The organism is Pseudomonas sp. CHM02 (genome assembly GCF_000612585.1).
Taxonomy (GTDB): domain Bacteria; phylum Pseudomonadota; class Gammaproteobacteria; order Pseudomonadales; family Pseudomonadaceae; genus Aquipseudomonas.
In genome coordinates, this window is sequence record NZ_JFCA01000016.1 from 71,801 (window position 1) to 91,423 (window position 19,623).

The 19,623-nt window shown below is 57.5% G+C and carries 32 protein-coding genes; 29 read left to right on the top strand and 3 right to left on the bottom strand.

The annotated features are described in order from the left end of the window. The first annotated feature begins 20 nt into the window (after nt 1–20). From BM70_RS0111140 to BM70_RS33065, 7 genes are all read left to right on the top strand, one after another. A complete protein-coding gene (locus tag BM70_RS0111140; protein ID WP_025856087.1) occupies nt 21–881 on the top strand; it encodes an XRE family transcriptional regulator in 861 nt (286 codons plus the stop codon). Between the two features lie 4 nt (nt 882–885). After that, nucleotides 886–1,131 carry a hypothetical protein gene (locus tag BM70_RS0111145; RefSeq protein WP_025856088.1) on the top strand — a complete coding sequence of 82 codons (246 nt, stop codon included), beginning with the start codon at nt 886–888 and terminating at the stop codon, nt 1,129–1,131. Nucleotides 1,132–1,135: 4 nt separating this feature from the next. Continuing rightward, nucleotides 1,136–1,351, top strand: coding sequence for a hypothetical protein (locus tag BM70_RS0111150; protein WP_025856089.1), 216 nt, complete (start codon nt 1,136–1,138; stop codon nt 1,349–1,351). Between the two features lie 108 nt (nt 1,352–1,459). Beyond that, on the top strand, nt 1,460–2,515 hold the full coding sequence (locus BM70_RS0111155) for a hypothetical protein (protein ID WP_025856090.1): 1,056 nt from the start codon (nt 1,460–1,462) through the stop codon (nt 2,513–2,515). A gap of 5 nt (nt 2,516–2,520) precedes the next feature. Next, nucleotides 2,521–3,105 (top strand): hypothetical protein, encoded by a 585-nt coding sequence (locus tag BM70_RS0111160; RefSeq protein ID WP_025856091.1) that lies wholly within the window; start codon nt 2,521–2,523, stop codon nt 3,103–3,105. A 179-nt stretch (nt 3,106–3,284) separates the two neighbouring features. Further along, the gene (locus tag BM70_RS0111165; protein ID WP_025856092.1) at nt 3,285–3,548 is read left to right on the top strand and encodes a hypothetical protein; all 264 of its coding nucleotides are present in this window, start codon (nt 3,285–3,287) and stop codon (nt 3,546–3,548) included. 594 nt (nt 3,549–4,142) lie between these two features. Further along, entirely contained in the window at nt 4,143–4,370 is a 228-nt protein-coding gene (locus BM70_RS33065) for a helix-turn-helix domain-containing protein (protein ID WP_025856094.1), read from the top strand. 56 nt (nt 4,371–4,426) lie between these two features. On the opposite strand, the gene BM70_RS0111180 is transcribed toward BM70_RS33065, so the two are convergent. Both BM70_RS0111180 and BM70_RS33070 read right to left on the bottom strand, forming a co-directional pair. Beyond that, nucleotides 4,427–4,738 (bottom strand): DUF1654 domain-containing protein, encoded by a 312-nt coding sequence (locus BM70_RS0111180; RefSeq protein ID WP_025856095.1) that lies wholly within the window; start codon nt 4,736–4,738, stop codon nt 4,427–4,429. A gap of 494 nt (nt 4,739–5,232) precedes the next feature. After that, the gene (locus BM70_RS33070) at nt 5,233–5,865 is read right to left on the bottom strand and encodes a hypothetical protein (RefSeq protein ID WP_155952150.1); all 633 of its coding nucleotides are present in this window, start codon (nt 5,863–5,865) and stop codon (nt 5,233–5,235) included. Between the two features lie 886 nt (nt 5,866–6,751). Between BM70_RS33070 and BM70_RS0111190 the strand changes: the two genes are divergently transcribed. The 12 genes from BM70_RS0111190 (at nt 6,752) to BM70_RS0111250 (ending at nt 13,201) form a co-directional block, all read left to right on the top strand. Then, nucleotides 6,752–7,285: an HNH endonuclease gene (locus tag BM70_RS0111190; protein WP_025856096.1), complete on the top strand. Its 534-nt coding sequence runs from the start codon at nt 6,752–6,754 to the stop codon at nt 7,283–7,285. A 31-nt stretch (nt 7,286–7,316) separates the two neighbouring features. Further along, a complete protein-coding gene (locus BM70_RS0111195) occupies nt 7,317–7,514 on the top strand; it encodes a hypothetical protein (RefSeq protein ID WP_025856097.1) in 198 nt (65 codons plus the stop codon). A 19-nt stretch (nt 7,515–7,533) separates the two neighbouring features. Next, nucleotides 7,534–7,971, top strand: a complete 438-nt coding sequence (locus BM70_RS0111200) for a hypothetical protein (protein ID WP_025856098.1) — start codon at nt 7,534–7,536, stop codon at nt 7,969–7,971. Next, nucleotides 7,968–8,159, top strand: coding sequence for a hypothetical protein (locus BM70_RS0111205; protein WP_025856099.1), 192 nt, complete (start codon nt 7,968–7,970; stop codon nt 8,157–8,159). Before BM70_RS0111200 ends, BM70_RS0111205 begins: the two co-directional genes overlap by 4 nt. Continuing rightward, the gene (locus BM70_RS33335; RefSeq protein WP_010566434.1) at nt 8,156–8,305 is read left to right on the top strand and encodes a hypothetical protein; all 150 of its coding nucleotides are present in this window, start codon (nt 8,156–8,158) and stop codon (nt 8,303–8,305) included. Before BM70_RS0111205 ends, BM70_RS33335 begins: the two co-directional genes overlap by 4 nt. Next, nucleotides 8,302–8,877, top strand: coding sequence for a hypothetical protein (locus BM70_RS0111215; RefSeq protein WP_025856100.1), 576 nt, complete (start codon nt 8,302–8,304; stop codon nt 8,875–8,877). The genes BM70_RS33335 and BM70_RS0111215 overlap by 4 nt, the downstream gene beginning before the upstream one ends. Before the next feature lie 131 nt (nt 8,878–9,008). After that, entirely contained in the window at nt 9,009–9,518 is a 510-nt protein-coding gene (locus tag BM70_RS0111225; RefSeq protein WP_025856101.1) for a zinc-finger-containing protein, read from the top strand. Nucleotides 9,519–9,561: 43 nt separating this feature from the next. Beyond that, nucleotides 9,562–10,665 carry a hypothetical protein gene (locus BM70_RS0111230; protein ID WP_025856102.1) on the top strand — a complete coding sequence of 368 codons (1,104 nt, stop codon included), beginning with the start codon at nt 9,562–9,564 and terminating at the stop codon, nt 10,663–10,665. A 7-nt stretch (nt 10,666–10,672) separates the two neighbouring features. Continuing rightward, nucleotides 10,673–11,455, top strand: coding sequence for an ERF family protein (locus tag BM70_RS0111235; RefSeq protein WP_025856103.1), 783 nt, complete (start codon nt 10,673–10,675; stop codon nt 11,453–11,455). Then, on the top strand, nt 11,439–12,056 hold the full coding sequence (locus BM70_RS0111240; RefSeq protein WP_025856104.1) for a lambda exonuclease family protein: 618 nt from the start codon (nt 11,439–11,441) through the stop codon (nt 12,054–12,056). The genes BM70_RS0111235 and BM70_RS0111240 overlap by 17 nt, the downstream gene beginning before the upstream one ends. After that, complete coding sequence (locus BM70_RS0111245; protein ID WP_025856105.1) at nt 12,053–12,646, top strand: hypothetical protein; 594 nt, start codon at nt 12,053–12,055, stop codon at nt 12,644–12,646. The genes BM70_RS0111240 and BM70_RS0111245 overlap by 4 nt, the downstream gene beginning before the upstream one ends. Nucleotides 12,647–12,715: 69 nt before the next feature. Beyond that, entirely contained in the window at nt 12,716–13,201 is a 486-nt protein-coding gene (locus BM70_RS0111250) for a hypothetical protein (protein ID WP_025856106.1), read from the top strand. A gap of 48 nt (nt 13,202–13,249) precedes the next feature. Here the strand turns inward: BM70_RS0111250 and BM70_RS0111255 are convergent, their stop codons facing one another. Further along, entirely contained in the window at nt 13,250–13,495 is a 246-nt protein-coding gene (locus BM70_RS0111255; protein ID WP_025856107.1) for a hypothetical protein, read from the bottom strand. Between the two features lie 96 nt (nt 13,496–13,591). On the opposite strand from BM70_RS0111255, the gene BM70_RS31855 reads away from it, so the two are divergent. From BM70_RS31855 to xerC, 10 genes are all read left to right on the top strand, one after another. Continuing rightward, nucleotides 13,592–14,404 (top strand): DNA cytosine methyltransferase, encoded by an 813-nt coding sequence (locus BM70_RS31855; RefSeq protein WP_025856108.1) that lies wholly within the window; start codon nt 13,592–13,594, stop codon nt 14,402–14,404. Between the two features lie 54 nt (nt 14,405–14,458). Continuing rightward, nucleotides 14,459–15,016, top strand: coding sequence for a hypothetical protein (locus tag BM70_RS0111265; protein WP_025856109.1), 558 nt, complete (start codon nt 14,459–14,461; stop codon nt 15,014–15,016). Between the two features lie 10 nt (nt 15,017–15,026). Further along, nucleotides 15,027–15,359 carry a hypothetical protein gene (locus BM70_RS0111270; RefSeq protein ID WP_025856110.1) on the top strand — a complete coding sequence of 111 codons (333 nt, stop codon included), beginning with the start codon at nt 15,027–15,029 and terminating at the stop codon, nt 15,357–15,359. A gap of 287 nt (nt 15,360–15,646) precedes the next feature. Beyond that, complete coding sequence (locus BM70_RS0111280) at nt 15,647–16,114, top strand: hypothetical protein (protein ID WP_025856112.1); 468 nt, start codon at nt 15,647–15,649, stop codon at nt 16,112–16,114. Between the two features lie 46 nt (nt 16,115–16,160). Further along, nucleotides 16,161–16,484, top strand: coding sequence for a hypothetical protein (locus BM70_RS0111285; RefSeq protein WP_025856113.1), 324 nt, complete (start codon nt 16,161–16,163; stop codon nt 16,482–16,484). After that, nucleotides 16,481–17,116 carry a hypothetical protein gene (locus BM70_RS0111290; protein ID WP_025856114.1) on the top strand — a complete coding sequence of 212 codons (636 nt, stop codon included), beginning with the start codon at nt 16,481–16,483 and terminating at the stop codon, nt 17,114–17,116. The genes BM70_RS0111285 and BM70_RS0111290 overlap by 4 nt, the downstream gene beginning before the upstream one ends. Nucleotides 17,117–17,165: 49 nt before the next feature. Then, nucleotides 17,166–17,501, top strand: coding sequence for a hypothetical protein (locus BM70_RS0111295; RefSeq protein ID WP_025856115.1), 336 nt, complete (start codon nt 17,166–17,168; stop codon nt 17,499–17,501). A 64-nt stretch (nt 17,502–17,565) separates the two neighbouring features. Further along, nucleotides 17,566–18,216 carry a hypothetical protein gene (locus BM70_RS0111300; RefSeq protein WP_025856116.1) on the top strand — a complete coding sequence of 217 codons (651 nt, stop codon included), beginning with the start codon at nt 17,566–17,568 and terminating at the stop codon, nt 18,214–18,216. A gap of 83 nt (nt 18,217–18,299) precedes the next feature. Continuing rightward, nucleotides 18,300–18,512, top strand: coding sequence for a DUF4224 domain-containing protein (locus BM70_RS0111305; RefSeq protein WP_025856117.1), 213 nt, complete (start codon nt 18,300–18,302; stop codon nt 18,510–18,512). Then, entirely contained in the window at nt 18,513–19,547 is a 1,035-nt protein-coding gene (gene xerC / locus BM70_RS0111310; RefSeq protein ID WP_025856118.1) for a tyrosine recombinase XerC, read from the top strand. It begins immediately after the preceding gene. The last annotated feature ends 76 nt before the right edge of the window (nt 19,548–19,623 follow it).

Sequence of the window (19,623 nt, forward strand, 5' to 3'; positions counted from 1 at the left end):
GGCCATGCGATATTGAACCTATGGTTCAAATCGAAGAGATACGCGCAGCGTTTGCCTCCCGCCTCAAAAAAGCCGTTGCCGCAAAAGGCATCGACCAATGGGGCGCTGGCGCTCGGCTGTCTGAAATAGCCAAAGTCACACCGAAGGCAGCGAGCAAATGGCTGAACGGTGAGTCCATTCCCGGTCCCGCCAAAATGCAGGCTATCGCCGAGGCGCTCGATGTGAAAATTGAGTGGCTACAGCATGGGTCGGGTGATGAGCCTGGCCATTCCAGCCTGGGCAAGTCCTCGACCCCGATGAGCGTAGACGCCCCTTCTGCAGCCGATCTAGTGCGCGAAATGCTTGAAAAGCACGGAAAAGGACTGCCAAAAGAGGTCCGTCAGCGCATTGCGACGGCAGCAAATGAACCCGCGAGCAACGTCATAACCGTCGACTTCTCTCGCCCCGGCCAGGTCGGTGACGAGGTATGGATTGCTCACTACGACGTACGCGCAGCGATGGGCGGCGGGCAGATCCCGCACGAATACCCGGAAATGCTCCAGGACATAAGGGTCAGCCCCAAGCACCTGCGCGACCTGGGCCTTACCTTCAAAGAACACTTTCACCTGAAGATGATCACCGGGTGGGGCCAGTCCATGGCGCCCACGATCAAGGACCGCGACCCGCTACTCGTGGACATCACGATCCGGGAGTTCACAGGCGACGGTATCTACCTCTTCTCGCACGACGAAATGCTGTACGTGAAGCGCCTGCAAAAGAAAGGCAAGGACCGCTTCAAGATGATTTCGGACAACAAACATCACGACCCCGAGGACATCCGTGTGGATGACACCCACATCCTGGCCCGGGTGCTTTACGTGTGGAACGGACAGCCGGTATGAAGCTATGTCTCTGACCAAGCCCAACCAAGACCTCAAGCGCGACCTGCAAGGCATTGCCTCCGATCTCAAGTGGTCAGCCGTAGAGCTGATGAGGATTGCTGAGCGGCTGAGTCTTGCAGGGAATGAAGTAGACGCCCAGGCCGTACTCAGGATGTGTACCGTGTTTCATGCGGATGAGGATCGGCTGGCGGGTTATGCGGATGAGGTGAAGAACGGCCGAATAACTCGCGCTGCGGAACAGAAAAAATAACTGCATGGCAGAGGAGAGCTTCTGGAGCAAGTTTTGGGTCTGGGCCTGGCTGGCGTTCATGGCCGTCGTTACCAGCTGCACCGGCGCGTTCTGGCTGGGTGATGGTTCATCTAATCGCAAGCGAGTCTTCAGCCCCGGCTTCGTTGTGCTCTGCACCATCGTCGCGGTGGTTGAGCTGATAGCGCTGAACCACTTTTATGGTGGCGTGTGGGTGAGGTGAAGACGGGAGGCATTGTACGGTAGGGCGGCAGCCCGGCAGGCGTGTAGAGTGATTAAAGATACCGCAGATTAAAAATCTAACGACTCGAGAACCTACAAGGACATCAACATGGCATTGGAACGCAAGCCGGTAACCATCCACTACCGAAAATTTTCTCGACCTGCCGGGGTGACGGTAACTCTTGAGGCAATGATCAGGTCAGCGATGGAGTCGATTGGGACATCCGGCAGCCCTATTAAAACTCGTTACCTTGAGAGGCTATACGAACAAGGCAACGATAGCCTATTCATCAATTGGTATAACGACTCGAACGAACAAACCACCTTCGTTTTTGGCGATATATTGCACTTTACAAAAGGCCATCTTCAGGCGCTGTGTCAGACGGCGGATGATACAGCCGAACTCGTCCCCGTCCATCAACTGCGAGCTCCAGAGCAATCGGAATATGTCCATTCTGAGATGTTCTGGATGGTAAAAGATGATCATGCGTTCATTGTGCAGAGCATGTCGCTAAAAACAGCTGAATTTGAAGAATATTTGTCGTGGCTACTTAAGAGCAAGACAACAACCCTTCCTGCAACGGCGGCAATAACACTGAACTCTAAATTCGACGTCCAAGAAGTGGGAGGCGATCTAGAAGATATTCAGGAAATTATTATTGGAGGCGTAGCCACACCACCTCCGACGGTACCTGATGAGCCACCGCGAACCGTAGAAAGAGTCAGCGAGGTTACCCAGACCGGACAGATTGATACGGGCAGACGTACAGGATGGGCAACGGCGCGGAAAATACTAAGTGAACTGCTAGGTGGTGATGCCAACGTTGCTTCCCTGATGGAGTCAGTTCCTCCTGACGCAGAGCTGAATGTCCAAGTCCATATCGGCTTTCAGACGAAAAAAAGGAAAATAGACCGTGTAGCGCTGGCACAGTTGGAAACTGGGTTGCGCAATCTTCCTGATAGCCAGCTTCAAGTTCGTGCTAAGGGTGGGAAAATAGGCGCAGACGGCTCAATCAGGCTTCATCACAACGCTTCCATTCGCCTTATCAAAGCTCAAGATGGCGACAATCAAATCATTGGCACGCTTTTGGACCCTGTAGATGTGCAGCGTGCTACAGTTGAGGCGTATTCAAATTTTCTGGCAAATGGAAAAATACCTGAGTAGGCAAAATGCGGCTTATCGTGATCTCCAGGTTAGCTGCGATTACCCTCCCTCTCGCATCAGGGGTCGCAGCGGCCTACTGGACGCCACTGGCGTTCTGGTTTGACATGAAAGAAGGATTAATCGCCTTCTTGGGTTTCCTTTGTGCAGCTGTCGTGCAGGTCATGCCCATAACGGCCAATTTCCTTCAGTCCGACCAACTGAACCCCACTGAGGCAGAGCGCCTTACTCGATCCCTCACCAAACAGCAGCACTATTGGATCGCCCTTCTGAGCAGTGCCATATTTGCAATGATGGTGATCATCATTAGTTCCGCGCTGAAGACGCGTCTTGAGACGCTCCCACAGGAATGGCATGGTTTTACATATGCCAGCATTCCATGCTTCCTGATCGCAAGTACTACGTGCTTTGTAATGGTAAAGATGCTCGGCTTATTCGAAGGTATGCTTTCTCTTCACCATCTTCGAGGCGAGTTGGTCGTCAACGCGGCTAAACGATCAGCAGCGGTGAAAGTGAAGGCTGTTCAGGCTGATGCTAAAGCGCCAAGGGCGCTGCCTGATGGGTATGGTCAAATTTTACCACCCCAGAAATAAGAGCCCGGCCCAGTGCCGGGCTTCTTGTATCTGCCTGCACCTAATGCAAGGCCTTAGATTTCGCCGGCAGCCGAAGGCGTATCTCTTTCACCAGATTCGTCGGCGAAGCATTGGCACCATTTACAACCTTGCTAAAGAGTCTAGGATTTACAGCTCATGCCCTGGAATTTGGAGGACGTATGGACACGTTAAGCAGGGCCGAGATTGAGGCCGTCCTCACCAGTCGCCTCCCCAACTGCGTAATTTCATGCACGATCAGCGCTGACAACACGCTGTCAATCGACGTGACGGGGCCGGAGTCGGATCAGTTCACAGTCGTGAATATAGATCGCCGCCAATACCATGGGGAGGCAGGTATCAATAAGCTCGCCAGGGAAATCCTTGAGGAAATGGTGATATCGCGACAGACCTCTCGGCGCTACATCACCTTTCTTGAGAAATGAATGCCAGTCTTGTCGTGAGCGACTTCTATCTGCGCCGCCCTACAATTTAGAGGCTTCGAGTGGTGAATTTCGATTTCAGCAAATTTAGCAAAACCCAGAATGCTTTAATAAAACTGAAATATATATGATATGTAATACGCACTCCTTTTGGTTCATCCCTTTTTGCCCGCGCATGCGGGCTTTTTTATGAGCTGTAAACACCGCCGTTATTTCATGAGTCTTGAGGCGCACGCCTAGCTTTTAGCATCCCTATCAGATCAAAGCCTTCAGATCCATCACTCAGGCAAGTGCCCGCCCGGCGGATAAGGTATCTCCATTCGTCGCTCGTAATAAGTTGCCTGCGCTCCATATCGTCAGCGGCGCTGAGCAGTTGGAAGTATTTGTCTTCGGCTTGATGCTGGCCCTGGTCCAAAGCAAAGAGCTCCCACCAGGCCGACATGTACAACTTACGATGCTTTTCTCTCATCTCAGCCTCTATCACGGCTCTAGGCAGATTCAGCTTAGTCGCGACGGCAATGCTAAAGCCTAGCTTTCGACCAATGGTGGCCGTACGCCACGGATGGTAGAGTGCGGGCTCAATTATGGGGGGATCCAATGAAAGAGATTGCGCAGCGTCTACGCGAAGAGCGTAAGCGCCTCGGACTCACTCAGGAAGAGCTTGGGACCCTAGGCGGGGTTAAAGTGAACGCGCAGAGCATCTACGAGCGAGGATTAAGGGTTCCTAACGCGATCTACCTGGCCAGCATAGCAACGGGTGGAGTAGACGTGCTTTATATTTTGACAGGCGGGCGAACACCCTGTTCTGGGTCGCCCAAATCCTAAGGCCCCCCCTTTGCTGAACTGAATAGCCCGCCACTGAGCGGGCTTTTTTGTGCCCGTCAGAAAGGCGCCGTCTCTTCTTCTGGCTCAAACTCGACCTCTCCCCTCCCCACTGGCTCGACCTCCTGCTGCTCCCACCTGACCGTCACGCTGCCGTCGTCATTGAGTGTCAGCTCAAGCTCGTCGGTATCAGCGATCACGCCCAGCACCTCATCCCATTCCCGATCACCATCCGTGTCAAGGCGATGAATCGTCACCCAGCGCTGCGCCTGCGCGACCGGGTGATTGATCATCGATGAGACGCGTAGTGCAAGCCGCTCAATTCCGCTCATGTCTTGCCGCGCTGCCGGTGCCGCCTGCTTCTTTGCCATGAAACTCCCTCCTGACTAAATACTGTATATGCGTACAGTTGTGGCGCGAGCATAGCGAACCGTTGGTTCAGCGTAAATCCCATTTCGTCCGCCGTTTTTCCTCCCTTCGAAAGTGAACCAGAAATTATGTACTTTTGGTACTTGACTGAACGTGAACCTGTAGTTCATATTTAATCCATCGCAGCGACACACCGCCACTGCGAAGGGCTACCGCCCGCCGCTCTTTAGCGACACCCCTTGCCGGATCACCACCGGCCCAGATTCAAAGGCAGCGATGAACCGGCCTAAACGGTTCAGAGGGTTGGCAACTGACCCGGGCGTGCAGCGTAAAGCGCCAAGAACAGTTATCCAGCGGGAGAACAAGCCGAAAGGCCCGCGGCTGGAAGAACATTTGATTCAAGCCGGTGACCGACGCCAGTAGCGAGAAGCCGGCCAACAGAAGATTTCACGTCAGCGCCTGAATCAGGCGCTTTCGGAAGCCAACTGCAGAGCAGCTACCGGCGCCTCCCTAAACCAGGGGCGCCGCCATTAACAATGCGGACCCAGCCGACGGGGCTTGATCGTTCTGGCGCAGAAGGGAGATAAGTTTCGTTGATGTCCTTCGAACATGCCGGACAAAGGCTTGGAGGCTTTTCCCAGTCAGCATGAATCGAAAAATTTGAATTACAGCGCCAGCAGGTCTTTCGAGTCCACTTTGATTCAGCCTCCTTTGTAGAAGGTTTCGTACGCTTTGATGGCTGGACTTTTTTCGGCTTTTTGGCGGCGCCAGCCTCTTTCGCCTGTTTTATCGCGTCCCTTGAAGCCTTGCGACTAAGTTTTTTACTACTACGGTCCCGGGCCATCTCCCGGAGTTCGAAGATCCTGTTCAGCAGTGCGAATTCTCTTCTGAGCTGCAGCGTCACCCTATCCAACTCGTGATCAGGTCTGGCTGCATTAGCTGGCTCAGGCGTTTCGTCTTGCGAAAATTGCTTTTGAATATCGTCGCGCTTCTTGGCCCCGACACCAGCAAAGAACCGTGCTGATTCCTCGCTGAAGCCTCGTCCAGCGACATGAGCATCTGCGACGGCATCCGAGTCAGGAGCCCCCTTTAACGACCGCTGATGCTTCTTGTGGATCTTAGCGTCCATATGGAAAAGCCCGTTCCCTGGCTGCATCGCGAAATTTGCAATTGCTCGAGATTACCAGCGGCAAAGCGCTACCACCAGCCCAGGCCGTCGCCAGTAGCGGGCCTGGGATTTCACCGATAGGCCTTCGCAAGAGGGCCTGACGGGAAATCAACCGAGGGCAGCAACATGCGCACCAGACAGTACTACCTCACCCACGATTGCCCGCAATGCGGTGCGAAAGATGCCAAGGACGAATGGGGCGGCGCACGCATGTGGAGCACGTCCTGGGGACACTGCTTCAGCTGTTGCAGCGAAGAATGCGGATTGGAATTGGCCAAAACAGTAATACCCGATCAAGAGACCAAGAAGGGCCGCAAGCGACTGAAGTCACTTTGGGAAAAATTGGCCGCACAGGCTGAGCATGGATTAACTGGAGAGCCGTACCCGGGCTACCCATGGCGGTAATCGCAAGACCAACCAGCGCCACGACAGCCTGTCGTTAACTGCCCGAGGCCCTGGTACTCCCCAGCACCAGGCTGCATCGGAGTGTGATCTGAGTGCGCAGGCTGATGCGCAATAACTGACTGGCACCCATACCGACATTGCTTCCAGTCGGACAGGAGCGTGGCGATCACGGCTCAGGCTCTGATCAAGGTCAGGACAATCGAAAGCCGGAGACCAGCACCGGCCAGATCACACCCCGATGCAGATGAACGCGCAGGCTGATGCGTGAAGACGTAGTCAGGAGGACGGAGCAAAACGAGGCTCTATGTTGCCAGCAGTTGCGTGACGATCGTTGCTAAGCGCGCTGGCAGAACCTGAAAGGCCGGGATCAGCTCCGGCATCTGCATCCCCCTTCCCCACCTCTACCCATCATCCCCTCCGCCCTACCAGATCAGAGGTGCAGATGAGCATAAGCAGCTCCTACGTTATTTGTTTGCTCCGTTACGACCCATCCGACGGCGCTATGTACTGGAAGACCAGGCAGTCGCATCAAGTTAACTGCCCCGAAATGCTTGATAACTGGAACAGGAGGTACGCCGACAAGCGTGCCGGATCGTCGAACAGCGACGGTTACGAAGTGATACGAGTGGGCGGAAATCAATTCCGTACCAACCGGCTAGTTTGGGAGCTGCTCCACGGGCCCATCCCAGATGGCATGCAGATAGACCACGTAAATGGCGATCGCCGGGACAACCGTGCCGCCAACCTGCGCGCCGTAACAATTACCGAAAACAACCGGAACATGAGGCTTTCACACCGCAACACCAGCGGACTGCACGGGGTCGTGTTCCTCCACCGCTACAACAGATTCCAAGCCCACATAGTCGTAGACAGGAAACACATCTACCTCGGCTATCACAAAACCCTAATTGACGCAGCAGCGGCCAGGAAGTCGGCAGAGTTTCGCCACGGCTTTCACCCAAATCACGGCCGCTGATTCCGCCTAACCCCAAACACTGGAGGTCGCCATGAGCGATTGGATCAAGGTTGAGGATCTGCCAGAGGCCAAGCCGGGCGCCTCATACCTGATGATTTTGGATGGTGCTGAGCAGAAGTGTGTCGAGGTGACCGAGCCTAACGACCGCAAGCGCTGGTTCTACGGCGAGCAAAACGGCGCTTACCCAATCGACGAGATCGAGCTGTTCAAGCTGATTCCCACCGAATAACGCCACCCTGGAGGCAACCATGAACGCAGCATTGAAGATATGCCAGGAGCGTTTCGACGCTCAGTTGCCTCCAGAGGTCAGCGAGGCGAGCGCGGAACAGGAGTGGCTGGAACACTCGGCGGAACAGTTGGTGTGCGGCATGGACATCAAGTGGAAGCGCCGCTATGGCCAGCCGCAGGTGGTGACGTTCGACCGGTTCTGCACGTACCTGCAGGGTGTCCTGAATCAGCGCCAGATCGAAGGACTGGATGATCGTGATTCGTTCGCCCGCCTGTTCCTATCGGCAATCCTAGGCAGCCACAGCGAGGCGCGCGGTCATGCATGTGACTTGATCGGCAATGAGCGCCCAGTAGAAACGGTCGAGAAATTCGCCATGGACCTGCTCAGGCCCTACGCCGCCGATGCAGTGGCAGCAGAGCGGGAAGAGGCCGAAGACGATGTGGATAACGACCTATGAGCCCTCACATCCTTATCGATGAAGCTCTCGAAGCCCTGGAGCATCCCGCCAGCGAGCCCGGCGCCCAGCGCGTCGTCCTGACCATGATCACCAACATGCTCACCGGCAACGCCATCACCAACGAAGAGTTCGCCCACTACTGCCAGCGCCTCCTGAAGATCACCAGGCAGCGCAAGGAGGCCGCATGAATAGCATGACCCTCGCTTTCACTCACAAGTCCTGGCTCGGCGCCCTGTCGCTGGCCTACGACGCTGGTATCGAAAACGTCCACGCCTGGAGCCGCCGAGCCTGCCTGTGCGGTGAGTGGACTGTCGCTTATGAGGTTAAGGCATGAAGATTGATCTGACCAAAAAGCCCGAAGGCGCCACCCACATAAACCCGCATTCCGGCCTTTGGATTAAATGCTTTGGTGGAAATTCTGGCAGCTATCAGTTCTTCAAAAATGGCGAGTGGGAGATGGGCTTCGGGTGCATGAGCAACTCCTATCTCGAGATTGCCCAGCCTGAACCCTGGACCGGCGGAGGCCTTCCGCCTGTTGGGACGGTATGCGAGTTCGCCGGTTTCAATCCCGAGGAAACCATGCCGACGGATCCGCGTGTTGGCGACCAAGTAACGGTGATAGCCCACTTCATGAGCGGCTCTTTCGAGGTGGCTGCATTCACCTTTTTTGCGCCTCCTGAGTTCGAATATTTGCAAGTCACTCAAGGCGCATACGGTTGCTTCCGACCCATCCGCACGCCCGAGCAGATCGCCGAGGAGGCGCGCCTCGTCGAGCTAAACCTAATGATCGGCGCAATCAAGGATCACCCTGGAGGCCGACACGGTGTTGATCATCTGACCCAGCTTAGGATTCATGAAGAAGCGTGCATCAATCTGTACGACGCTGGCTGGCGTAAGCAGGTGTAGCCATGAATACCCACCAGCGGCACCGGCGCCGCGCCATCCGCTGGACCTCGGCCATCGTTGGCCTGACCTTCCTCACCATCGTTCTACTGGGCCCAGCCATTGGCGGCCTGATCACTCAATAGGTACACACCATGTCGATCGATCCTCGGGCACACGCCCCCGAGCGCATTGCTGCGCCTGCACCGCTGCCTCACATCAGCCGCCGCGCACTCAAACGCGTGAAGAATCCAATCCCTGCGCCGACCGTTTGCCGCTATTGCGGTGATGAGGTCCACCTGGTGTGCAACTCAGAAATCTACAACGGCCGCAGTTATGGGGATTGGCCTTACGCCTACCTCTGCCAAGGGTGCAGGGCCTATGTAGGTCTCCACCCTGACACTGATATTCCGCTGGGCACGCTAGCCGACGACAAGCTACGAGCAGTGCGCAACAAGACCAAGGCTGTTTTTCACGACTACATGAAGAAAGCCGGCATGAGTCGAACCGGCGCCTACCAATGGCTCGCCGGCCAAATGAACATCGACGTCGGCGTCTGCCACTTTGGGTGGTTCGATCATGCCGAATGCCTAGCGGCTAAAAAGGTCGTCGAGCAGTCCTCGCCTCAGACAGCAATGGCCCAGGCGTTCGCCAAGGCTCAATAACCCACACCTTCAATCGCTGCGAGCATCGCGGCAGGGAGTCACCGTGTCCGCACAACAGCAAGTAATCACCATCGACGACATCAGCGCCGACAACGCGCCGGCCATTTACATAGCTGGCGGTCTGGGCCAGTTCTTCGACGCGGTGAAGGCCGAGGTTACCGGCGAGGTGCCTGACCTCACCACCCGCAAGGGCCGGGAGCGTATCGCCTCCCTGGCCGCCACAGTCAGCAAGTCGAAAGCAGCCGTGGAAAAGCCGGGCCGTGACTACCTGCGCCGCCTCAAGGAAATGCCGAAGGTGGTCGAGGCCGAGTTGCGCGATTTCGTCACCAAGATGGACAACCTGCGCGATTCCACCCGCCAGCCACTGACTGATTGGGAAAACGCCGAGCAGGCGCGCAAAGATAAGCACGTCGACGGTATCGACAGCATGAAGGATATGGCGCTGTTCGGCGCAACGCCTCCGGCGTCCGTAGTTGCCCGGATGATCGCCGACCTCGAAGCCATCGAAATCAACGATGGTTGGGAAGAGTTCCTGGCCGAAGCTGCCCAGGTGAAGGACCAGACCCTGGCGAAGTTGCGCACCCTGCACGCCGAGCGAACTCAGTACGAAGCCGAACAGGCCGAACTGACCCGCCTGCGGCTGGAGAAGGAAGCCCGCGACAAGAAGGACAACGAGGATCGCATTGCCCGCGAAGCAGCCGAGGAAGCAACACGCAAGGCCGAGGCAAAGGCCCAGCAGGATCGCGAAGCCGAAGCACAGCGCGTCCGTGATGAAAAGGCCGCCGCCGAAAAGCGGGAGAACGACCTGAAGTTGCAGGCCGCCGACGCCGAGCGCAAGGCAGAACAGTCGAAGCGCGAAAAGGTCGAGGCAGAGCAGAAGGCGGAGCGCGACCGCCTGCAAGGCATCGAAGACCAGAAGCGGGCTGTTGAGCAGGCCCGCTTGGACGAGAAGGCTCGCGCCGACGCAGCCGCCGACGAAATCTTGCGCCAGGCAGCAGCCCGCGAGGCCGACAAGGCTCACCAAGCGAAGATCAATCGCGCCGCCCTGGAAGCGTTCATTGCCGGCGGCATGCCGGAGGCTTGTGCCAAGCAGGCGGTCACCATGATCGCCCAACGCAAGATTCCAGCCGTTTCAATTTCATACTGAGGTTTCCATGAGCACAGAAATCATCATGCCGGATCAGCGGCGCCAAGCGGTGGTTCCCATCAGTTCCGACACCAGCATCATGGCGGTAATCAGCCGCGCCGCCTCCGATCCTTCCTGCGACATCAACAAGCTTGAGCGCCTGATGGAAATGCATGAGCGCATGCAGGCGCAGAGCGCGAAACAGATGTACGACGAAGCGTTGGCACAGATGCAGGAGGAAATGCCCGTAATCGGCGAGCGAGGCGGGATCAAGGATAAAAACGGACGCATCCAAAGCACCTATGCGCTCTGGGAGGACGTAAACGAGATGATCAAGCCGGTAATGGCGAAACACGGGTTCGCCATCACCTTTCGCACGCCTCGCAACGAGCGAGGCATTGAGGTTGAGGGCGTTCTCAGTCACCGCGCCGGGCACCGTGAAGTGACCTCAATCGTCCTTCCTGTAGATGCCACTGGCAGCAAAAACGGCGTACAGGCCGTGGCCTCCAGCGTCAGCTACGGCAAGCGCTATACCGCCGGATTGCTGCTGAACATCACCACTACTGGCGAAGATGATGACGGCAACGGGCCGGCCGCCCAGATCACGCCGCGCGTCACGTCGGCCCAAGCCACACAGTTGGCGACCTTGCTGGATAAGTGCAGCGACAAGGCCAAGGAAGCATTTAAGAAAATTCATGGTGCACCGGCTTCCGTTGAGAAGGCGGTATTTGATCAGGTGCTGGGCATGCTCACCAAGTCAGCAGCACAACACGCCGCATCTCAGGAGAACAATGATGCAGATAATCACTGAGGTTGAGCAGGGTTCGCCGGAATGGCTGGCCCTGCGCCTGGGTATCGTCACCTGCTCTGAACTGGAATGCCTGCTTACCAACGGTAAGGGCGAAGCCGGTTTCGGTGTAGGCGCCTTTACCTACATGCACACGCTGATCGGCGAGCGCATCACCGGTGAGGCCGCCGACACGTTCACGGGCAACCGCCACACAGAGCGCGGCCACGAGCTGGAAGGTGTTGCCCGCAAGCTCTACGAGCAGCGCGAGGAAGTTGAAACTAACCAGGTGGCAATCATCCTCAACCACGGCGCCGGCTATTCTCCTGACTCGCTGGTGGGGCCCAAGGGCCTGACGGAAATTAAAACCAAGCTGCCTAAATTTCAGGTCGAAGTAATCCTGTCGGGCGAGATTCCAAAAGAACACGTCGCCCAGTGCCAGGGTGGCCTGTGGGTTTCGGAGCGCGAGTGGATCGACTTTGTTTGCTACTGGCCGGGCATGCCGCTGTTCATCAAGCGCGCGTACCGGGATGAGGCGATGATTCGCAAGATCACCGAGCGGGTTAAGACCTTCTACGAAATCCTCGAAGACCGCATGAACCAAGTACTGGGGATCGCAGCATGATCAGCAACCACCTCAGCCTGGTCGAGGCACTACGGCCAGCATCGGATGAACTGGCCGCCCAGGTCGAGCAGTACCTGGCGGCCGGCGGCAAGATCGAAGTGGCCGAGCCGATCGGTTACAAGCCCAAGCCGATCACCTACAGCAACCAGATGCCGCCGGCGCCGAAACCATTTGTTCGGCGCAAAGTTGAGACTACTCCCCTGCCCCTGGACAAGACCGACATCCGCACCCAGGCGCGCCTCAGGATGGCCGAGCAGATACGCCAGTTGGGCGTAACGCTCACCCAGACCGAGGTCGCCGCTGAGCTTGGTGTAAGCCGACGGCTGATCTACAACTACGCTGCCCGGTACGACATCACGTTCAAGGCGCCAACCCGAGGCGGCGCCCACAATCTTGTGCGGAGGGAGATTGACGAAACCCGCGACGCCAAGCTCGCCGAGCGCATCCGTGCCTTCCTGGAGTTGGGCATCACCCGGCGTCAGTGCTGCGGAAAGCTGGCGATCGGCAATAAGGCCTTCGAGCGGATCATCGCCGCCCACGGCATCGACTACCCAAAAGCGCGGCGCGGCAGCACCTCATGCGCCGCATAGCCCGCACCCAGCAACGAAAACGTCAAACCTGGCTCGCACTGCCGGCCAGCGGAATAGAAGAGGTAGGCCATGGCTGTGACCCAGGAAGAACGAACGGCCAGGCTTGCCGAGAAACGGCAGGAGCTGGGCGAGCAGGAATTGCGGCACACGGTGCCATACGGCGCCCGGAAGATGCTCGACGAGCTGATGCACTGGCATAAGATCAAGGAAACGAGCGAGGCGGTGCAGCTGCTGGTGCTGAACGGTCGGGCCGACGACTTGCCGGCGGCGGCGCCGAAAGTCAAAGGCCCGTCCGACATCATCCGCCACTACTTCCGCGAGAGGATGCGTGAACGACTGGCGGCGCTCACCGCCGACCTGGGCGAGACGAAAGACCGGTCCACCATTTGGCGGTTGATCGCACACGCCCACTCGCTTGGTGCCGAGAAGTCCGCCTACCTGCTCGCAATTCCGCGCCACGATATGACCGTATCTGAAAACGTGGCGCGTAAATTACGCCAAGCAGGCTTCGCTGAATCTCTCCAAATGAACGCCGAAGACGACGGCGACGAATAACCCACCCTACTCGCTGCATCCGGCGGGTGGAGCCCTACTAAATGGAAGCTAGAAGTATCCCCTTCTTGCTCTAAATACTATTCCATACGCGCAGAAGCCGAGACCGATCTCGGCAATTGCCATCACGCCGTAAATTACGCCGGCGATGAAGGACGACGCGAGGAACGAGAGACCAACAAGGAGAATCAGGACCTGCAGAATAGTCTCAGCCCTCTTTGTCCAGAATGGTCCTTTAGAATCAACGAAACCTACGACAAAGCCGATCAGTATCCCCACAACTATTTTCGCAAACATCTTCGCTCCTTGAATTGGCCCCATGCCGGTCACCCGTAATACCCCATATGAACGAATCACGCCAGCCGGCAAGGTTGTCGGCTGCCCGGAGGATAAATGAATGAGCTGGCTCTTTTCGCAGGCTCTGGTGGCGGAATACTCGGCGGCCACCTGCTCGGGTGGCGCACCGTCGGCGCCGTTGAGCGTGATGCCTACTCCGCACAAGTTCTGGCGCAACGACAAAACGATGGAGCCCTCCCAGCTTTCCCGATTTGGTCTGACGTGTGCAGTTTTGACGGAAGACCATGGCGCGGCCTTGTTGACGTGGTTTCTGGCGGATTCCCGTGTCAGGACATATCAGTTGCCGGGAATGGCGCTGGAATCGACGGCGCCCGCTCTGGGCTCTGGCGTGAAATGGCGAGAATCATCGGCGAGGTACGACCTAAAAAGGCATACCTGGAAAACTCACCTTTGCTTGTGGGAAGAGGACTTGCCGTGGTCCTCGGTGACCTTGCCGAAATGGGGTATGACGCTCAATGGTGCATTGTTTCAGCATCCGACTGCGGAGCGCCCCATCAGCGCGATCGATGCTGGCTTGTGGCCAACGATAACCGTGCACGGCAACCACAACCAGCCTGGCAGCAGCAAGAATGCCGGCTGGGGGCTGAGTTCAGCCGTGAAGCTTTGGCCGACTCCACTGGCACGGGACGGAAAGAGCGGGGTTTTCTCCCAAGCCGGCAAAGCCAAGCGGGCCAGCCAAACACGTGGCAAGCCCCTGAACGAAACAGTCGGTGGCCAGTTGAACCCAGAATGGGTCGAGTGGCTGATGGGGTGGCCCATCGGGTGGACCGAATTAAAGCCCTTGGCAATGGACAAGTTCCTCGAGTGGCAGCAACAGCATTCCCCTTGCTCTCGATCAACAACGACTGACGCCGCATAACTCCCCCACTCCACCGCCCGGGCATGGCCCGGCAAGGACTCCCCGTGATCAACTTGTTCTGGCGCATCGTCGCCAAGCTGCTTGCGCGCCCGGCGGTTGCCGCCTGGCTCATCGCCCGCGCCCAGCGCTCCCCTTACCTGCACATCATGTCCGCCGACGGCGCCGAGATGTACATGGGCCGCTGGTGGCTGTTCAACCCCTACTCCCGCGACACGCACAAGCCGGCGCTGTGGTGGTGCCCGTGGTCGTTCCGCGTCCACCACATCATGCGGCACGACGAAGACCGGGACCTGCACGACCACCCGTGGAACGCCCGCACCATCATCCTGCGCGGCTGGTATGTGGAGCAGCGACTGCTCGATAGCGAAGACCCGGTGTTGTCGGGCATCAACGTTCCTTTAGGCGCCCAGGCCACCGAGTACATCGATCGGCGCGCCGGCGACACCGCCCGCCTCAACCACGGCGAGTACCACCGCATCGACCAGATATCACCAGGCGGCGTCTACACCCTCTTCATCACCAGCAAGTGGCGTGGTGACTGGGGCTTTCTGGTCAACGGCGTGAAGGTGCCATGGCGCACCTACACCGGCACAGACAATTGAGGTTATGAGCATGAGCAAGCCAATTCAAACGGTTGAAGAACTGGATGCGGTGCTGCACTGGCGCGGTAAGCATGCCCAGGCAATCAAGGAGCGTGACGCCCTGCAACAGCTCCTGACCGCAGCGGATGAGCGGGCGTCTGACCTGTTGATTATGTTGCGAATGGCTTGGGTCGATACCCATGTTACGGGAGAGGACTGTCGCCGTATCGACGCCGCACTCAAGCCAGCAGAGGATAGAAATGAGCCGAACTGCCTCCTGTGCCTGGACAGGAAGACCGTACCGAGCAATCTCTTGGAAGGCCATGTCATGGACTGCCCCGACTGCTGCGGCGAGGAAGGCTGATATGCACCAACTCCCCGCCTACTGCTGGTGCCTGCTGGCACTGGCACAACTGATTTGCTGAGGTGATTTATGTACTACAACCCGACCCGAAAACAACGAGCTGCCGAGCTTCTAAAGACCGCAACGAAAGGACCGAGCTACAGCATGAATTTCAGTGACGCCGGCCTGACAGAAGAACAGAAGATGCTAGTCGAGGCCGAACTTATCGAAAGATACCGGCTATGGAGCTGCTCCTGGATCTTACCGAACCTCAAGAGGCTCGTACCTGAGTTGAAGGAGCCGAAGCCATGACCACCAACCAAACGATTGACGGCGTGCCGCTCAAGATGCTGCAAGACCTCGTAAACGGTACGCGTAGCGAACACAAGGAAGCGCTGATAGGGATGAGAGAGTTCCTACGCGCCCTGCTGGATGCGCATCCGTGCCCCGTGCAACTCGACGGCTGTGATGGTTCTTGCGCGACAGCCGCCCAGCCCCAGGGCGAGCCAGTGGCAGTGAGGTTGCCAGCTCGTGACGAATCACTTGGCACAGCTGAGAACGACATGTATGCGAATGGGTGGCGGCATGGATGGAACGCATACGAGCATGCCGTGCGCCAGCTTGGCCCGCTCTACGCCGAGCAGCCCGCGCCGGTAGCGGTGGTGATGCCTGAGCGCAGAACTTTCGATCCGCTGGACTTTGTCGAGAAACGCGCAAGTGCGGACGGTTGGAACGCCTGCCTCGACGAGCTGAAACGCCTCAACCCCTATCTGTAACCACTCCCCCTTCAAAGTCAGCCGCTATAGCGGCAAGGACGAAGTCATGCCTGAAGAAACTGTTTTGATCCAATCGCAGCCAGTTGAGCGTGACGCACACGGCTACTGGACCCACCCGGCTTGGCCATCAACCGAAGACGAGTTGATCCCATACGCCTGGTTTGACTCGCGCGGTCTGGAAGCGCGCGAACTGGCTTTCGAATACGACGCGTCAGAGGAAGTGCAGGCGTCTTGGCTTGCTGAAGGTATCGCCGATTGTGCGGCCTGGCACCCGACCAATCCTCCTGGCGAAGGCTGGTTCATCTTCTCGATTCACGACACCGACGACGGCCCTATCTGCGTGTGGGTGCGCCAGGCGGTGGCACCGTGAGCCAGATCAAAGAACGCCCCATCCTGTTCTCGGCGCCGATGGTGCGCGCCATCCTGGAAGGCCGGAAGACGGTCACGCGGCGGGCATTGAAGATTCAGCCCCGCTCGAAAGCCGACATCGGCAGCTACGGCCTGGGCCAGCCATTCATTCGACACCCGGATGTTACGAAGCCCAACCCGGAGTGCCCCCATGGACGACCCGGTGACCGGCTTTGGGTGCGCGAGACCTGCCTTATCAATGACTTCCGCGACGGAGGCGTGCCCGAGGCAGAGCGAGCGGATTGCCAAATCATCTACCGGGCCGATGGAACACCGGACTGGGAGGGAGAAGAGGAACTGATCCGGTGGCGACCAAGCATTCACATGCCGCGCTGGGCCAGCCGCATCCTGCTGGAGATCACCGACGTGCGCGTCGAGCGATTGCAGGACATCAGCGAAGAGCAGGCCAAGGCGGAAGGCGTGCGTCTGTACACCGATCATGCCGAACTGGGTGACTGGTGGCACGTCGAGGGGATCGAGACATACAGCGCTGATCCGCGCAAATCGTTCGAACTGCTGTGGTCATCCGTCGGCGGCGACTGGCAAGCCAACCCGTGGGTCTGGGTGGTCGAGTTCAAGCGGGTGACGCCATGATCGCCACCCTCTGGTTCGCCTACGTGTTCATCTACCGAGGGCCCAGGCCATGACCGAGCAAAACATCAAAGAATTTTACTCTACCGAGCAAGCTTCTCAGCATGCCGCCGAGTGGTGCAAGCGCCATCCCGCATGGCGCCGCATCTGTGATATCCCCGATCACTCTGTGTTTTATAAAACCTACGATGAGATTCCGAAACGCGAACGCGCCTACTGGGAAAAGAACGGTGGCGAAGAATGCTGGCGGGAATTCGGTACCGCTGAAAGCAAGGTGCCTACGGGGTTCATCACCGGCAAGGGCGAGTTCTTCGACCACGTTCTCAAGGTCCCTCTCCATCACAACCTGATGATGGTTTTCCGCGTGGGCAAAAGCTGGAAACCGTAATCCTTTAGCCCCAACCCCAATCCCCCTACATGCCTGCCGGTGAGCGGCGGGCGGAGCTATGCACATGCCAAACCATATCACCAACAAACTCGACGCCCCGAAAGAAGTCCTCGCCTCCCTTCTGAATGCCGAAGGCAAGATCGACTTCAACACCCTGATCCCCTTCCTAGGTAAGTTTGATTGGTGCGGGATCGACGGCCTGGCCGAGACCTGCGCAGAAGCAATCACCGGAACCCCGCTGAATGATCATCCTCTAGTCGCCTCGCTGCAGCATGACAGCAGGAGCAGAGCCAGCATCTCAGGGTGCAGCGACGAGCAATTCGAACAGTTCGTGCAGATGCTGCGAAACAAGCGTGCTACTGGGCACTTTCACACTCTGGATTTCGCCCGCGATAAGTGGGGCACCAAATGGAACGCCTATAGCCAGCTGGTTGATTTAGATCAGGGCGCTTTCCAATTTGATACAGCGTGGTCATGTCCCGAACCAGTAATCAAGGCGCTCTCCGGCCTTCATCCAGAAGCCGAAATAACGCTACGGTTCGCCGATGAAGACATCGGTAGCAACTGCGGAACCCTGATTTTCAAAGCCGGCGAGATCATCAAGTCGGACGTCGCGCCCAGCTGGAACCAGATGAGCCAAGCAGAGCGGGACAAATGGAAAGCTTTCGCGCTCGATCTGACAGGGCGTACCGCTGACGACGAAGACGACGAATAAACCACCTTCTGCCGCCCAGCGCGGCAAGGACACCCCATTAACATCAATGAAGCGTGGCCCGAAATGGGCTGCGGGAGGTAGCTATGGACGGAATTCACTTCCTGTCGCACGAAGACGTCTGCACGCTCACCGGCGCCAGAACCAAAGCCGGCCAGTTGCAGGTACTGAAGAAAAACGGAATTCGCCACACCATCAAGCGCAGTGGATGGCCATGCGTCATCGCTTCCGCTCTCACTGGCGAGGCGGTTGCCGTATCAGCAGAGAAGCCAAAATGGCAGCCGCGGCTGGTGAGTTAAATGGGAAGGAAGCCAACCAACCCTGACAGCGTTACACGCCTCAGGAAGCGCAAGCAGCGCAGCGGGACCATCTATTACTACTACGACATCGGCGGATCTCCAAGGAAGGAAATCGCCCTGGGCAGTGACTACGGACTGGCGATTGTCGAATACGCGAAGCTGGAAAAGAGTCGAGCCTCATCTGCCATGGTGCAGGCAGTGCTGACGTTCGCCTATGTCGCAAACATCTACATGGACGAGGTGGTGCCCACTAAGAGCCCGGCAACACAGAAGGACAATGCGCGGGAGCTTAAGCAACTCCTGAAGTTCTTCGATGATCCACCAGCGCCTTTAGAGGCGATTGAGCCGCAACATGTCGTTCAATATCTCCGTCAGCGCGGCAAGACAGCGCCAGTGCGCGCCAACCGAGAAAAGGCATTGCTCAGCGCGATCTGGAACTTTGCCCGAAGCAGTGGCTATACGGCCCTGGCCAACCCGTGCGCCGGCGTCAAGGGACATAAGGAAGCTGGGCGTGACCAGTACATTGAGGACGAGATGTTCGCCCTCGTCTACGAGCACGCCGAACAACCGTTGCGGGATGCCCTAGACCTGTTCTACCTGACCGGGCAGAGGATCGCCGACACCCTAAAAATGGATGAGCGTGACATCCGCGAGAACCGGCTGGCCGTCATGCAGGGTAAAACCAATGTGAAAAGGAGGATTGAAATTACTGGGCAGTTGAAGGTCGTGATTGATCGAATCCTGGCCAGAAAGGCCGGACACAAGATCCGAACAAGCAGGCTCATTGTTATGGACAACGGTCAGCCAATGACCAGCAGCATGTTGCGCGGGAGGTTTGACGCGGCCAGAGAAGCGGCGGGTGTTGAGAAGGGAGATTTTCAGATGCGCGATCTACGCGCTAAGGCGGGTACTGACAAAGCGGAATCGAGTGGTGACATTCTCCAGGCGCGCGACCAACTTGGGCACACCACGGTTGTCATGACCGAGAACTACATCAGGAAAAGGATCGGCAAAAAGGTCACGCCGACCAAGTGATTTCTGCACCGCAATCATTTTTACCCCCTTTAAAACAAAGGGCTGCAAGGGAGGCAATGTCCGTGCATAGCGGTGC